General features: G+C 46.4%; 12 protein-coding genes. 3 read left to right on the forward strand and 9 right to left on the reverse strand.

Translation table 11 applies throughout. The annotated features are described in order from the left end of the window. Window positions 1-68: 68 nt before the first annotated feature. The 8 genes from IEY53_RS19950 to IEY53_RS19985 all read right to left on the reverse strand — a co-directional run bounded on the left by IEY53_RS19950 (window position 69) and on the right by IEY53_RS19985 (window position 5,855). On the reverse strand, window positions 69-728 hold the full coding sequence (locus IEY53_RS19950; RefSeq protein WP_189028071.1) for an HAD family hydrolase: 660 nt from the start codon (window positions 726-728) through the stop codon (window positions 69-71). Window positions 729-849: 121 nt separating this feature from the next. Continuing rightward, window positions 850-1,524: a bacillithiol biosynthesis deacetylase BshB2 gene (bshB2, locus tag IEY53_RS19955; protein ID WP_189028073.1), complete on the reverse strand. Its 675-nt coding sequence runs from the start codon at window positions 1,522-1,524 to the stop codon at window positions 850-852. Window positions 1,525-1,547: 23 nt separating this feature from the next. Beyond that, window positions 1,548-1,892, reverse strand: coding sequence for a YojF family protein (locus IEY53_RS19960; RefSeq protein ID WP_189028075.1), 345 nt, complete (start codon window positions 1,890-1,892; stop codon window positions 1,548-1,550). 102 nt (window positions 1,893-1,994) lie between these two features. Then, the gene (locus IEY53_RS19965) at window positions 1,995-2,303 is read right to left on the reverse strand and encodes a hypothetical protein (protein WP_189028077.1); all 309 of its coding nucleotides are present in this window, start codon (window positions 2,301-2,303) and stop codon (window positions 1,995-1,997) included. 19 nt (window positions 2,304-2,322) lie between these two features. Beyond that, the gene (locus IEY53_RS19970) at window positions 2,323-3,078 is read right to left on the reverse strand and encodes a (S)-benzoin forming benzil reductase (RefSeq protein ID WP_189028079.1); all 756 of its coding nucleotides are present in this window, start codon (window positions 3,076-3,078) and stop codon (window positions 2,323-2,325) included. 25 nt (window positions 3,079-3,103) lie between these two features. Further along, the gene (locus tag IEY53_RS19975; protein WP_189028081.1) at window positions 3,104-3,697 is read right to left on the reverse strand and encodes a TetR/AcrR family transcriptional regulator; all 594 of its coding nucleotides are present in this window, start codon (window positions 3,695-3,697) and stop codon (window positions 3,104-3,106) included. A gap of 141 nt (window positions 3,698-3,838) precedes the next feature. Continuing rightward, window positions 3,839-5,167, reverse strand: a complete 1,329-nt coding sequence (locus tag IEY53_RS19980) for a sensor histidine kinase (protein ID WP_189028083.1) — start codon at window positions 5,165-5,167, stop codon at window positions 3,839-3,841. 1 nt (window position 5,168) lies between these two features. Beyond that, window positions 5,169-5,855 (reverse strand): response regulator transcription factor, encoded by a 687-nt coding sequence (locus tag IEY53_RS19985; protein WP_189028085.1) that lies wholly within the window; start codon window positions 5,853-5,855, stop codon window positions 5,169-5,171. A gap of 423 nt (window positions 5,856-6,278) precedes the next feature. Here IEY53_RS19985 and IEY53_RS19990 point away from each other — a divergent pair, with 423 nt between their 5' ends. Genes IEY53_RS19990 through IEY53_RS20000 form a run of 3 tightly spaced genes read left to right on the forward strand, consistent with a single transcriptional unit; the run spans window position 6,279 to window position 8,233 of the window. Then, window positions 6,279-6,500 (forward strand): SHOCT domain-containing protein, encoded by a 222-nt coding sequence (locus IEY53_RS19990; RefSeq protein WP_189028087.1) that lies wholly within the window; start codon window positions 6,279-6,281, stop codon window positions 6,498-6,500. A 19-nt stretch (window positions 6,501-6,519) separates the two neighbouring features. Then, entirely contained in the window at window positions 6,520-7,569 is a 1,050-nt protein-coding gene (locus tag IEY53_RS19995; RefSeq protein ID WP_189028089.1) for a DJ-1/PfpI family protein, read from the forward strand. A gap of 37 nt (window positions 7,570-7,606) precedes the next feature. Beyond that, window positions 7,607-8,233 (forward strand): DUF2306 domain-containing protein, encoded by a 627-nt coding sequence (locus IEY53_RS20000; protein ID WP_189028091.1) that lies wholly within the window; start codon window positions 7,607-7,609, stop codon window positions 8,231-8,233. Between the two features lie 447 nt (window positions 8,234-8,680). Here the strand turns inward: IEY53_RS20000 and IEY53_RS20005 are convergent, their stop codons facing one another. After that, on the reverse strand, window positions 8,681-13,123 hold the full coding sequence (locus IEY53_RS20005) for a lectin-like domain-containing protein (protein ID WP_189028093.1): 4,443 nt from the start codon (window positions 13,121-13,123) through the stop codon (window positions 8,681-8,683). Window positions 13,124-13,215: the final 92 nt, after the last annotated feature.

The following is a 13,215-nucleotide window of genomic DNA, read 5'->3' on the forward strand; positions in this document are numbered from 1 at the left end:
CCTCTTTTCTTTCGTGTTCTCAACCTTAAGTGCCGGCTTAGTGGAGGAAGGTTACAAATAAAGCTCAGTTAGCTAATATATTTAGGGATTCCTTCAAAGTTCGATGCTGCAGTTATCCCTTTAGGCACAGGTTTGTTGTACCGATTCAACCAAATTGCTTCTATTCCTGCTGCTTTCGCACACTCAATATCACTTCTCAATGAATCTCCAATATGAATGACTTCTTCAGCCTTCAAGCCCGCTTTTTCGAGAGCATACAAAAAAATTTCCTTCATTGGTTTGGAATATTTGGCCTGCTCGCTAGTAATAATTCCATTCGCTTGTAATCCGTGATTATGTATAGCTTGATTTATGAATGAATCATCACTGTTGGTTACGAAATAAATGGGGAAATTTGAGTGTCTAATGAACTTTACGGCGTCGTCATAGATTGGTGGGTTGCACCAGTGGTCAACCATCATATCACACAGTTCTTTGGCGTTCTCCTTAGAATTAAAATGGTCTAGGACTTCTTCAAAACTCTCGAGCGCCAGATCATACTGTAAGCGGTGATTCTTCCCCTGAGCTCCCTCCAATCTTTTCTGAAACGAACGACTCCAATGTTGCACTACTTCTTCTGGGGTATTTGCATTTCCGCTATTAAATACTCTCTCAATCACTTTATAGGACTGTGGTCCATTTTCATGTACAACTGTTCCGTAAAAATCCAGGAAAATAGCTTTTTTCATAATGGTTCCCCCCGAAAATTAAATTCGTCACCAGGCTGAATTAAATCAAAAAGTATACTCCGAAAACCCTAAGAAAAGATCCTTAGGGCCACGGCTTTCTGTTATATAACATAGCAGAGTGTTAATCGAACCGGTAGGTCCAGAACTGTTCTGTTCCGAACCGGTTCCGGATTTCTTCATCCGTCAGCTCCCGATTCCCAACGAGCTCCGCCGCTTGAAATTGCGAACGGTGCGCCCGAATCGACGCCATTTTTTTCGTAAGGAATGCGGTCACGTCCAGCTTCACATCCGCTTTCCCGATCATCTGCTCGTGATTGCTGGCGAACGCGACGCAATGCACAAGCGGCCGCTCTGCTGCGGGGAGCCGACCAACCGTTCTTGTGACGGCGGCTCCGGTGGCATCGTGATCTGGATGCACACTGTATCCTGGATAAAAGGTGATGACCAGCGACGGGGTCAGTTCCTTTAGCAGCTTCAGGATCAGAGAGTCCAGCAGTTGCTGGTCTTCGAATTCAATCATTTTATCATGGAAGCCGAGCATCCTTAAGTCCTGGATGCCAATCGCAAGGCAAGAATCTGCCAGTTCCTCCTTGCGGATCGTTGGCAAGGTGACCCGGTTAGCAAACGGCGGGATGCCCATGTTGCGGCCCATCTCCCCTAGTGTCAGACAGGCATAGGTAACTTGGGCTCCGCCTTCTATGTACATAGCCAACGTTCCTGCTGCAGCGAACGCTTCGTCGTCGGGATGGGGGAACACAACTAAGATGCGTTGATGTTCGGCTTGTATAGTATTCATGGCTTCTTGATCCTCCATTTTCATCAGAACCTTTCCCGGCTCAGTTGCAAAGCCACAATTAGCTTGCCTTGACTGTCGTGTCCAGCCAGGATTAGCCGTTCCGTATCGTTCTCGTCAACGTGTGTAAGGCCCTCGGCATAAACCCAGCCCTGTTCTGTTTTTAAGCCGACTCGGTATGGACCCGTACCGGAAATGGAGCCATTCGTATATCGGACGGCCGCATTAGTAATGAACGCCGACGCCGAGGGTCGGGTGCTGTCCAAGTGACTGGCATATGCACCTGTCGTGAGTTCAAGGTGTAGGTATAAATCCTGACCGGCGAGGCGATCGATATGGGTTTGGATGTCTTGTGGTTGTAGCGGCAGCATAGTGGCCTCCTTATTGGGTGGAAACGTAAAGTACTAATGCCATTTTAGCATATGCACTGGAATGTAGATAACTTTGTGTCACTGGGCATCCTTGGTGGTATTTTACCCTTCAACCACATCAGCTCGCAGATCCGTTGCAATTTCAATCATTTTGGGAACTATAGCTTCGTTTGAAATAGCTACATATAAATCTCCCATGTAAAGCCGGAAGGGAATTTCCACGTTCCCATGCTTCCACATAAAAAAATCACCCTCAATAGACATGCTGCTATCTGGTCCTTTAACGGTAAAAACCTGTGAATACGTAAAGTCGGATTTGGATGCAAAGTAAGGTTTGCATTCTTCCAAAGAGATGGATTGCTCCGCATTGTTTTCTTGCATCGATCGTGTTATACGAAAACGCTGATTCATTGAAATGCCTCCAAGTTTTTTAATCGATTGATTCTAAAATAACAGCTTTACCATAATCTTCACTTAATAAAATCTCAATTAGTTTATTTGCTGTGTATTCCGGCGTCTGGAGTTTCCCCTCTTCAGAGAGACGTATAAATTCGTTGACATAAGGAAAATGATCACTGCTTAGAGAACGAATTTCAGATTGTAAATTTGTATCGATCATGCCTGGATATACAGCAGCAACTTTCGCAGGAAATTCACCATTTTCCTGTTCAATCTTTATACTTTTTGTAAATGAGTCTAGACCGGCTTTTGCAGTACTGTAGCAACTTTGTGAGGGCAATAAATATTTAGCCGAAGCTGAAGATATATTCATGATTCTTTTATCCACATTCAAATTCATAGTCAGTTTTAAAAAGTTTGAGGTTATTATCATTGGAGCTAATAAATTGATATGGATATTTTCTATTATTTTCTCCGTTTCAATAAGTTCAATGGGGCTTACAGGCGTTAAGATAGCGGCATTATTGATCAGGTAGATTGCCTCGTTGTTGAACTTTGAATCCAGGATCTCGCTAAAGATATCCTTCATAAGCTGATCGATAGCGTTAAGATTATTTAAATCATGGTTAAAATAATCAAGTCTGCAATTTTTCACTTTGGCTTGGCCGACAATTCGTTGATTAGTGCTTCTGGATATGCATATGAGATGATGGTTCTCATCAATCAATTGTTCAGCCAGTGATTCCCCGATTCCCCTTGATGTACCTGTAATAATAAAGTGTTTCATATGTATCACTCCACTCCACTTCAACTTAATCTTTTTGAATAAGCATGCTATAAACTGCTTCCTTCCAAATCTCCGGATACTCCATTTCGAATTTCATCATCTTACATCTGGATAAATTATCAATGAGCAGGGCAAGGATTTTAGATTTACTTTCAATATTTGATGGTGAAATAAGTCCCAACTCAGAGCCCTTTGCTAAAAGATTAAAAAAACCACTCACAAAATCCTGCTGAACCTTTAGTAATGGAGTTCTAAATTGTTCATCCCGCTCCGCCAGCATCATAAATTCACTTAGTACTCTTAATGTCGAACGATGTTCTTCGTCGCCGCTCGGCAACATTTTTAAACCGCCCTCATATAAAGTCTCCACAAAAGTATCTCTATGAACAGAGGCAATATTAAAGTAAGTTGCAAAATAATGATCCTTAAAGATATGGTCAAATGTTCGGCTGATCAGTTCTTCTTTCGAGTCAAAATGATAATAAATGGATGATTTAGTAATCCCTACTTTTTTTGAAATCATACCCAAGCTTGTTCTCTCTACCCCATATTCTGCAAAAAGCTCATACGCTGCTTGAATGATTTGATTTGAAGTTATCTCTCTTTTTTTAATGGTCATTTGCTCCTTTCCTAAGAATTTAATTCATTATAAATATTATCGATATGAAATGTCAATATTTTAACGACCGATCGTTCAAAAAAAGTGTCAAAGCCCGGAAAATAACAATAAAAGCCGCCAATATGGCGACTTCCAAAGTCTCTAGGGGATTGTTATAGGCATCCAACCTGTGAGCAGCGCTCCACCCTCCGGATGGTTGCCTGCTGTAAGTTCACCTCCGTGTCTCCTGACAATTCGTAGTGAAATAGCTAACCCTAAGCCGCTGCCTCCAGTTGAACGACTTCTGGATACTTCCCCGCGGTATAAAGGTTCAAACGCACGCGCTAGTTCTTCCGTAGAAGAAACTGGCCCTGAATCGCGTATCATAAACTTTACTTTATTGCCGTCTTGTTGACATTGGACAACAATTTCACCACCCGCGGGTGTGTGTCTAACCGCATTATCCAGCAGGTTGCTCATGGCACGCTCCAATAAATGCGCGTCGCCGCTCATGATGCAATTCTCTGCAGTATGGTTGGCGATAGAGATGTTTTTTTGCCGGGCCAGTGGACTTAGACTGTCCATCGACTGCCCGAGTATACGTGTGAAATCAACAGGTTTGCTTTTCAGTTCCTTCTCCAAATACTCCATCTTGGTAAAAGTGAACAGGTCCTCTACCAGCCGATCCAATTGTGCCGATTTCTCCATACAAACTGCTACATATTTTGTTATTTTCTCCGGCGACTGCGCAATCCCTTGTTCCAAACCATCCAAATACCCCCGCAAGGCGAACAACGGTGTCCGCAAATCATGCGCGACCGCAGCGATTACGAATCGGCGTTCTTCTTCCAGTTCCGCTTGTTTTTGAAACGATTGCTGAAGCCCCTTCACCATCACTTCGAATCCGTCGCGTACTTCAGCGATTTCGGTGATTCTGGACAAAGGCATCCGCATATCCCAATCTCCGGCTGCTATTTGTCTGGCTGTAGCACTCATTTTCTCAAGGGGTTTGAGTACAAACCTTCTCATTTCAACACCGGCCACAAAGAAAGCAAGCAGTAGGCCGGCAAGGGCCGAAATCATTTGAACTGAATTGGATTGGGGCAGAAACAGCGTAACTCTTCCTATCAACTCACCGTCCTCTATGACGGAGAACCGTTCAGTCGATGACAAAGAGCCACGGCGCTCCGGGTTAGACCGGTAAATGTCCAGATCTGACGCCGATTGAAGAACCACATCCATCTTCGCTTTCTGCAATTTTGTATAGAGTTCGTTCTGCCAATTCGGATCGGCCCATTCTTCCGTACCCGCTTCAATCAGACGAATCGTCCCGGTCAAATCCCTTTGCAAAGTCTCATTTTGGGTCTGACTTTGTGTGAACCTAAGCGTGTTTGTTTCCATAAAGTGAGCGCCGAGAAAGAAGATCCACGGTAATAAAAGGATGAGAAAAAAGCAGAGCAGCGTAAACGTACGAATGCGCATTGTCCTCATGTTATCCTCCCTCGAAGCGATACCCTACTCCCCATACGTTGACCAGGTATTGCGGATGGTTCGGATCGGATTCGATTTTCTCGCGAAGCCTGCTGAGATGAACCCGAATCGTATGCCTGTCGCCCACCCCTTCCCAAAATTTCGCAAGCAATTGATCATATGAAAAAACAAGTCGCGGGTGCTCGGCAAACAATCGCAGCAGCTCATATTCCTTCGGTGTGAGCACGACGTCCCTCCCATCCACGACTACTTCTCTAGTGTCCAAATTTAACTTAAGGCGGCCAAACTCCAAGAGCCTTCCATTCATTTGCTGCTGGGAAGTTGTACGCCTCATTACAGCTTTTACCCTGGCAACGATCTCTCCAGGTGAAGCTGTTTTGACGATGTAGTCATCGCCGCCGAGCGTCAGCCCGCGAATCTTGTCCACGTCATCGCTGCGAGCACTCAAGAACAGGACCGGAATGTTGCTCTCCGCCCGAATCCGGCGGCACAACTCAAATCCGTTTTGTCCCGGCATCATAATATCCAGCACGATGCAGTGGATCGAATTTTGCTGAAATATGGCCCACGCCTGGGTCGTATCACAAGCGGTCATAACCTCAAAGTTGTCATTCTCAAGAAAGTCCCTCAATAGTTCAACGATACTTTGATCGTCGTCTACAACGAGTATCGTATGTATTCCACTCATGCATCTCCCACCTTCTCATCCTATATAAGATGAACTTAAGAGACTAACGCAAGCTTCGCTCGTCACTACGGTGAATGCTTGGACCTCCGGCCGCTGTTGTCTTCATATTTCTTCAATTCAAACCACTACCTGTGGTTGAAATCTGAAGACAAAGGCGGTCGCTATCGCTCCTACAGTTCCAAACTTCCCCTCCCCTCCTTCTCGCCTTTTGTTATTTTCTTTTGTTCATCTTGTATAGTTTATCATTTTTCAGCAAAAACAGATGAGCCCCCTGTGTTTTGTGATGGATTGTTTATAGTTTTGTGACCTTTTCGCAGCTTGGTTTGATATATTCGTTTGTTACGATTCTTTTTGCGGACATGGACGTCATCTACTGCGAGTTATAACATGTCCTGCGCAGAAACGGATGAAGGAGGGATATTCATGGGCTTAGAAAATGACAGCTTCTCTTTTTTTCCATTTGGTGCTTTATTTTGTCTTACGCTGTTTTGTTTCGTGGCCGTTCGAATCTACGCTATTCGTCATCGTTGCACAGATCGCGATCAAAAGGAGCGAAACATTGATTTGATATTAAAAAGCCGGATGGCTAAGGGTGAACTTGACGAGAAGGAATATCACAGGTTGAACGATCTTCTGACCAAATAATGACTGGGAGGATTTATGAATGCTAATGGTTCAAATCGTGTTATTTGATGGCTTTGACCTTCTGGATGCCATTGCACCGTATGAAGTTTTCTGTGCTGCGGCCATGAATGCCGACAATGCAGTAAGCGTAGAATTCGTCACCGCTGAAGGACCGCGGTCCGTGGCCAGCGGCATAAACGGGTTAACCCTTGAAGCAAGCGGCCGGCTGAACCCGGCACAAGCGGGGATCATTCTTGTGCCTGGCGCGGCCGGTGGTGTCGATGGTGACGGCCCCGATTCGATCCCGGCTGTATTGGGCCGGGCCATGAATACGGAGTTGACCGGTATGATTGGACAGGCATTCGGACGAAGTGACATCGTAGTGGCCACCGTATGCGGCGGCTCCCTATTGCTTGCCATGGGCGGGCTCTTGGAAGGCAGACCGGCGGTAACGCACATTCTTGGCATGGAATTGCTTGGAGCAACCGGAGCCATTCCCGTCCCGGCACGTGTCGTGGATGCCGGCAACCTGGTTACCGGCGGCGGCGTAACTTCAGGACTTGATGTAGCTCTATACCTGGTGGAACGCGAGCTTGGGCCGCGTATTTCACACGCGGTCGAGCAGCTGTTTGAATTTGAACGTAGAGGAACCGTTTGGAGAGAAACTGGAATGGCAGCTAAGAGTCAAAAAGTTTTGCCGCTTGATGAACCGAACATCGCGGCAGATAAAGCGCCAATGAATTATAGTACGCCGGGTGGCAACATCACACAGGCCTCTGTTTTTGACGGCGACTGGGATACGGCTATCGCTACACCAGTAGGGAAGCTGCAGGTGAGACTCTCCATATCAACAAGTCACGGAATGATTCAAGGCAAGGCGACGCAAGGGCATGAGACGGTCGAGTTCTTGACTCCCGTACTAAAGGACAACAGGCTTACCTGGTTGCTTCAAATCACAAAACCTATGCGCTTAAATCTGAAATTCGAAGTTGTTGTCGACGGAGATCACATGAGCGGAAGCGCCAAGGCCGGTATGCTGCCGGCATCCAAAGTAACTGGCAGACGGGTTTCCTCACCTGGTGTGATGTAGTGGAAATAAATAAGGAGCCGCGGAGGTTTTAGCACACATGAAGATACGGAAAACACTATACGGACTTCTGGCCTGTGTAAGCATTCTATTTATCCTTTACGCCTTGGTGAACAATTACCTGATCGATCCCGGAGCCAAGGGCTTTATAAGCCAAAAAACCGGGCTGAAACGCGAGCTTCATCTCCCGGTCTGGTTGAATGTGATGTACGTTCATGTTGCATTTGCCTGTATTGCCATGGCATCGGGGCTGCTCAACTTTTCGAATCGGATCTTTGAAAAAAGCCGCAAATTCCATCGCTTCAATGGTTATGTTTATCTAGTGTCCGTACTTATTGTCGTGGTGACTTCCGGGTATATGGCGCCTTACGCCACAGGAGGAAAGATCAGCAGCATGGGGTTTAACCTGCTGAATATTATATGGCCGGTGATAACCATCACGGCGCTCGTCCAAATTAAAAAGAAGCGTATAACCCGGCACCGAAACTGGATGATCCGAAGCTACGCCTTTTGTTTCACGAATCTGTTGATTCATCTCATCACCTCCCTTTTTCATCACGGATTCGATCTCGTTTACGCTACCAGCTATACCATTGGTATTTACGGCTCCATTGTGCTCCTCCTGATCATTCCGGAAGTCATCATCCGAAAGATTGCTCAGTCCTGAGATTCTAAAGCGAAAGGTATAGGGTTTCGACCTGCGCCTAGGACGGAGATCGCTACAGTGCACTTTATACATCAGGATGGGCAAAAGTAGGCTCATTTTAGGATTTCAGTGTATTTGGTGCAGCAGGAACCGTTGCATTCGCCGAAAAGTGCCTTATGGCTATCCTTTGAATGTACAAAATACATCATGATGGATGTTTGAGCCTCGTTTTAACCATTCTGATGTAAGATATACATTAGAACAGATCGAAGGCGGAAGGTATTGCGCCGATCGACTCTTTGCCTGGAACACAGGAATGAAATACTGAAACAAAAAGAGCGGCTTTCGAGGCATCCCTCGAATCCGCTCTTTTTGTTCATCATCAGCTGGTTCACATGCAGCGTATAATTCTAGTTTTCCTGCGGAAAAGCTCGATAAGTTTTGCACAGGATTTACATTTCAGTCTTCTTATTGGACACCATCGCTCAGAGCACGGGTCCATTGCTCGCTGCCATCTTCATTACGGATAGCCTCATGCGAGTAAGTGGCTTCCTGTACATCCCCAAAGCCCCAATGGTTCGCAGGGACATCAGGAAATTGTGGTGTAAGACCCTGCAGAGGGCCGCGATACAACATCCGGTTAATCATTGTAACCGCCTCAACACGGGTAATGACACTATTCGGCTTGAAGCTGCCATCCGGGTAGCCGCTCAGGAATTTCCCATTAAACAAGGCTTCCACGGCATTGCCGGACCAGTGGCCCGCAGTGTCTGCGAAATGGGCCGAAGATGGAATGCTAACCTGAAGCTTAAGGAAACGGGCCATTACAGTGGCCAATTCACCTCTCGTCACCGGAGCATCCGGACGGAATTCCCCGCTTGCATCGCCGGTGAAGTAGCCATGTTTCGTAGCAATGCGGATATAGTTGGTTGCCCAGTGTCCCGCACGAATATCATTGAATGGAAGCTTGTAGCTAACCGTTTCGTTTTCAGTCAGTCTGGCTACAATGGCTGCCAGCTCTGCACGGGTTAAGGAGCTGTTAAGCTTGAATTGCTTATCAGGGTAACCCAGAATATAACGGTAATGCTTCAGTTCACCAAAACGGTCCGAGTACACGTTGACCTTCACAGACGATTTGGCTGAGCCTGCTGCATTACCCGCAACAGTAAATTGACCAAGAATATCATATTGCTCACTCGCCTTGTTCAGGTTCCCCCATTTTACGACCACCTTGAAGTTTCCGGTACCGTAAGCAGGTACATTGGATAATTTCCAGGTAATTGTTCTTCCATTTACCGTTCCACCATCAGCGCTTACGAGTTCTGCTCCTTCAGGAAGTGTAATCGTAAGATCAGCTGCGCCCAAAGTGGATGCTCCAAGATTCTTATAGTCAACAGTGATCGTCGATTGTCCACCTTCCTTGACCTGATCGTTATCCACAATCAGACTGAAGCCAAGATTGGCAGCAGGCGCTTGAACGACGCTTGGATTGGAAGGACCGCCTGATGAAACAGGCTGCATGGCAAAATTGAATGCCAGAATATCCTTTCCAATATGAATAATGCCATTCTCAATATAGCTGTCTGAACCTTCCGTCTTAGGCAACGTAACCTTGCTGTTCAGTGTGCTGTAAGCTGCGTATCCGCTTCTGGTTGCTACAATATAATAGTCTCCTTCAGGGAACGTCATCCAGGCGTACTGACCAGCCAGATCTGTCAACTGAGGGTTCTTATTTTGGTTAAGCGGGAAATCCGGCAGTAGAGGCAGGTCAACCAAGGTATTTGGCAAGCGCCCTTTTTGCCTGTTGAATGCTGTATCTGCCCAGTACAGCTCAACCTTTACATCCGACAGCGTGCTGCCTGTAAAAGCATCGGTTACTGTACCATAAGGATCGACCAGTGAATATACCACTCCGAGTTGCCCGTTTTCATTCACATTCACAACTTCAGACGGGCTAGTCAATACAGTTCCATCCGGCGCTTTCAACTGGTAGGTAATTTTATATTTCCCTGCGGAAATCTGATCCAATTCGAAACGTCCATCGGCATCCAAAGGCAAGAGGGTCTTAAATTTATTACCATCCAGACCTTCAATTTCGACGAAGGCTTGTCCTTTTCCAAAGAAGCCTCCTGCCGGTACTGGAGCACTTTGCCCAGCTGCAGCAGCGATAAACAACTGTCCACTCAGTTTATGTGCAGACTCAATGATTAGACCGGCATTGTTCAAAGAACCTACGACAGCTGTCTGTGTTTCTTTTAGAACAACTTTCTGGCCATCAATCTGTACCGGTGTTTGTATACTCAACTGATACGTAAAGTTACCACGCGGCACCGGTATCTGATAAGACCCATCTGCTCCTGTAATGATCTCTGCAGAAAAATCAATGACGCCGTCTCCGTCGAAATCGGCTTCAACTGTAACGCTTGCGCCCGCTGCCGGTTGGCCGGTAATCTGATCAAAAACGATACCTTTGACTGCAGCCGGATAGTAAACAACCTGTGTGCTGCTGGTTTTGACAAGACCGCTGGCCGGATCCTTTGCCGTTGCGGTAATAGCTTCACGTGTGGGTATAATTCCTTGAATAGGCTTCGGTGTATAAGTAACGACAGCAATACCTTGATCGTTCGTTACACCTTTCAATACCTCGCCTGATTCAAGAGTGAACTCAACCGGCACACCCGCTACCGGACTGCCATCTGCTGCTGTGGCTTTGGCAGTTACTGTAACTGGAGTCTTTCCGTCTCCAATGGCACTCGCTGGAGATACGCTAAGTTCCAGCGTGTAAGGCAATTGTTTGTTTTGTACTGTTACGGTCTCAGTAACTGTTCTGCCTTCAAAAGCTGCTGTAATGACAGCAGTTCCCGGGGCTACTGCAGTTATTTTACCCTCAGCGTCTACAACGGCCACTTTCGGATTGGAAGAGGTATACACTGCTATGCCGGTGACATCCTGCAGACTTTCATCCAGTCTAACAGCAGTTACTTTCGGCTGGTGAATATCTCCGGGTACAAGAGTGATACTCGCCGGGTCTATCAGCAGATCCCGAAGCGATGTCGTTGTTGCCTTCACCTCTTTGGAAGCTGGTGATGAGATCCCATTGCTGACAGCTTTTACTGTGAAGCTATGCGGAGTTCCTGGCTGCAAACCAGTTACTTCATAGCCAGGTTCCGTAATACCGGAAGCAATCAGCTTGCCATTATCATAAATTTCGTAAGACTGGGCATACGGCACTGCAGACCAGCTTAGCTTAGCACCATTGGAAGTGACTTGCTCAGCAGTCACCGATGCCGGAGCTTCGATGTTGACAGTAACATTGGCTGTTACAATCTTGCCATTGTACACAGCCTCAACCACCGTAGTTCCAGCTCCTACAGCCTTTACTACACCATCCGGACCGACTGTGGCAACCTTGCCGTCAGTGCTGTTGAAGTGTGAATATCCAGTCACATCCAGAACCGTTCCATCCGAATATACAGAAGAAACAACGGTCTGATGGGTTGCGCCTGTTGGCAAGTTATATTTCGTGCTGTCAATGGAAAGACCCAGCGTCACAGGCAAGGTTACCTGATTCGAAGGACCAGACTCAACGATTCCGGAATCATTACTGGTTACAGCAGTAACCGTAAAAGAAGCAAACTCTCCGGGAGTCATGTCAGTTACCTTAAAGAAGGGATCATTAATATTGGAAGCATACAAAATACCGTCTTTGTACAGGTTGTAATAAGTAGCTTGTGTCACGCTGTTCCAGCTCAGCTGATTAGCCGTCTCGGCAGTTGTTCCTGAAGTCAGCTTGATTGGAGCCGGCGGAACTTCCACAGTGGCATACGCGCCGCCTACAGTGGAGACGGAGATTTCACCGGAAGGCGGGTTATTGCCGTAATTCAAAAGTGTTGTAGCTTGACCGTTGCTGCCTGAGGTCAGCAATGTATCCGTCAGATCACCTTGTTTGGAAGAGAACGTGATGGGTGCACCTTCCACCGGATTACCATTGACATCCAATGCGGTAGCCTTAACCTGATATTGTCCCGGCTGGCCGGTTGGAACCGTTTCTATTCTAATATCAGTAGGTGCTTGCTTATAGGTATGTTTTTGCGTGTCGATAGGGTCCAGTTCATTCACAAAATACCATGAAAGGATATCATGGGTCTCCATTGCCCCGCCTGTAGCTGCGGTAAATCCGGCATACACTCCGGCTTTACCGGCAAAGACAGTATCCAGATCAATGCCGCTTGTCTCCAGTACAGGAGTCGCAGGCCGTGCTAGAGTTTTGCTAAGATAGACCTTAACGGTTTTACTGTTCCCGTCATAGTCAATCCAGGAATAAAGGTCCTCCCCGCCGGCCAGTCTTATTCCATTCAAATTGGTTGTTTGCCAATTGGGATTGGTATTGTTTACATTCCCGTTAAGTGCCAGTCCGATATAATTGTCCGAAGGATCATTTACTGGAGAACCATTCTCGTAGGTGTCATATTTAACCGCAAAGCTGGGTTTGATCCCTCCGTACCCAAGCCCTACGCCCACACTGCCGGCATCATTGGACTGTGCCTGAATCGTGAAAGTAATACCATCTGCCGGATTAGCTGATCCGGATTCGTTCATACGGAATTTAAAGAAAGTGCTGAAAGAATAATGGTTGCCGGTTGAAATCAGTTTCTTGTTAAAAGCTGTTCCGAACCTGTTGCCCACAGCTTCAGTCAGACGAAGGACCTTCCTTCCCTTTCCGTCTGTCTGGGCCTTCGCTTGGCCGTTCAGCGCAAAAAGCCCCAGCTGATTAGCATCAGAGAAATCTTCATTTTGATAAGTGACCCACTTGACAGCATCGGCATAAGCCGGAAGCGTCAACGGATGCACTATCGAAAAAAGCACACAAATAGAAATAAATAATGACGTAATTCTTATCCCTTGCCTCATTACAATTTTTCCTCCCTTTATAACTAATTTGAATTCTCTTCATTCGAATTCAATGTGCGTTTTACCGTTGTGAAAAACGAAAAAACATGATT

Origin of the sequence: Paenibacillus albidus (assembly GCF_014644435.1) — a bacterium.
Taxonomy (GTDB): domain Bacteria; phylum Bacillota; class Bacilli; order Paenibacillales; family Paenibacillaceae; genus Paenibacillus_AQ; species Paenibacillus_AQ albidus.